Here is a 1,653-nt window from a genome sequence, read left to right as displayed (position 1 = left end):
CAGCAGCATGCCCGTCACCAGCAGGAACCGACAGGCGTAATCACGTATCCGAATGCGCGACAAGATCTACTACTCGTGAAAGACCGAGGCTAGTACTCCAGTTGGAGGTTGCTAGAGCGTAGTCTTCGCTGGTAGTGGCATGTTTTGGCGATGTGCTGATGTGCGCGACGCCATCGTGACCATCGATTGACTTGATCGGCGGTGGGGATTGCGGCGGTCAGGTGTGCCAGGAGACAGCGGACCTCGGCGACGGTGAGCGGGATGAGCCCTGGCCGCGCTGCGCCCCCTTTTTCGCCGGGTCGCTGTGACGGCAAGGAAGGCGTGGGCCAGCATGACGAGAGTGATGTAGCGATACCAGCCTGGATATTTTCGGACCTGGTATTCATCGAGTCCGACCTAACCTTTAGCGCTTTGAAAACATTCTTCGATGGACCATCTGGCTCCGGCAACCCACATCAGCTCCTCGTCAAGGACGTCGTCGGGTCCGTAGCACGGGTAGAACGCAAGCTCGGCGGGGTTGGTAGTCGATCGGCGGATCAGCAGCCAGCGGGTGTGGCCGTGGTCAGCGGTTCCGGTGTCGGGCAGGGTTGCTGCGGCCCAGTCGTATAGGCGTGGTCCTTTGGCGCCGTCGCCGCAGCTGCGACGCTTCCATGCTTGCTCGGGCGCGAAGGCGATGAGAGCGTCGGCTCGGGCTGAACCGCCCTCGGTCGGGATCTTCTGGCTGCGCGGCACTGCCAGGACATAGCTAATTTCGCTCGTGAGTTTGGGGTTCTGGCGCGCTTTCCGTGATTGGCCTTGCCTGGACTTCACGGCCGGCATAGGGGTGGCCCGCCAAAACGTAGACGGAGCCGGTCAAGCATGATCATGGCGTGACCGCCGAAGACAAGGTGTTGATCGAACTCACCGACGCAGAACGCCATGTGCTCATCCGCGGGTTCGCCGAGTGGGGTGGACCGGCCCGCTGCACCGATGCCCTGGCCGTGGCCATGGGCTTCCGCGGAGTCGAGGACCTTCATGTCGAAGGACGCCGTATGAGCGAGTCGATCCGTTCCGGGCACCCGCTCAGCCGCAAGGACTGGCGGTGCGCGCTGATAGCCACCGAGGTCGTCTTCGCCAGCGATATCTTCGGATCGGGCGTGGAGTGGTCCACTACAACGGGCCTTTCCGACGAGGAGACGATAAAGATCCTCAGGTCGCTGCAACGCAAGCTTGCACGGTCCGCGAACGTCCACAACGTTTGACCATGTCAACCACGCCGAGAGTGGATCGGAGCATTACCGGGCTTGGCCCATCATGGCGCGAGTAGGACTCGCTTTCGCAGGAGGTCGAGGTTCGCACGGCCGTACATTTGTCGCTTGATCATCTTGATGCGGTTGACTGCGCCTTCGACGGGGCCGGAGTTCCAGGGCAGTGTCAGTCCTGCGGTGACCGCGCCGAGGTCGGCGATGAGGCCTTGGGCGAAGTGGCTGATGCCAGCCAGGCCGGAGTCGATCGCGTTGGCGATCCAGTCGGTGAGTTGGTGGCCGGTGCGGTGGGTCAGCATCGCGGCGAACGAGCGGACCAGTTGGTTGGCGGTGGCCAGTTCGGGGCAGCGGGCCAGTAGGGCGGTCAGCTTTTCGGCGTCGGCGCTGGTGAGGTTGTCGGGGTGTCGGC

The 1,653-nt window shown here is 63.0% G+C and carries 3 protein-coding genes; 1 reads left to right on the top strand and 2 read right to left on the bottom strand.

Annotated elements, in window-relative coordinates:
• Positions 1-396: 396 nt before the first annotated feature.
• Positions 397-810, bottom strand: coding sequence for a hypothetical protein (locus AB0J67_RS41015; RefSeq protein ID WP_363491216.1), 414 nt, complete (start codon positions 808-810; stop codon positions 397-399).
• Between the two features lie 59 nt (positions 811-869).
• Here AB0J67_RS41015 and AB0J67_RS41010 point away from each other — a divergent pair, with 59 nt between their 5' ends.
• Positions 870-1,241, top strand: coding sequence for a hypothetical protein (locus AB0J67_RS41010; RefSeq protein ID WP_363491214.1), 372 nt, complete (start codon positions 870-872; stop codon positions 1,239-1,241).
• A gap of 50 nt (positions 1,242-1,291) precedes the next feature.
• Here AB0J67_RS41010 and AB0J67_RS41005 read toward each other — a convergent pair.
• Positions 1,292-1,653: transposase (locus AB0J67_RS41005; protein WP_363491212.1), on the bottom strand; the 362-nt coding region annotated here is incomplete at its 5' end.

It is taken from the genome of Catellatospora sp. NPDC049609 (genome assembly GCF_040675365.1).
Taxonomy (GTDB): Bacteria; Actinomycetota; Actinomycetes; order Mycobacteriales; family Micromonosporaceae; genus Catellatospora.
This window is presented reverse-complemented; position numbering and strand designations above follow the sequence as displayed.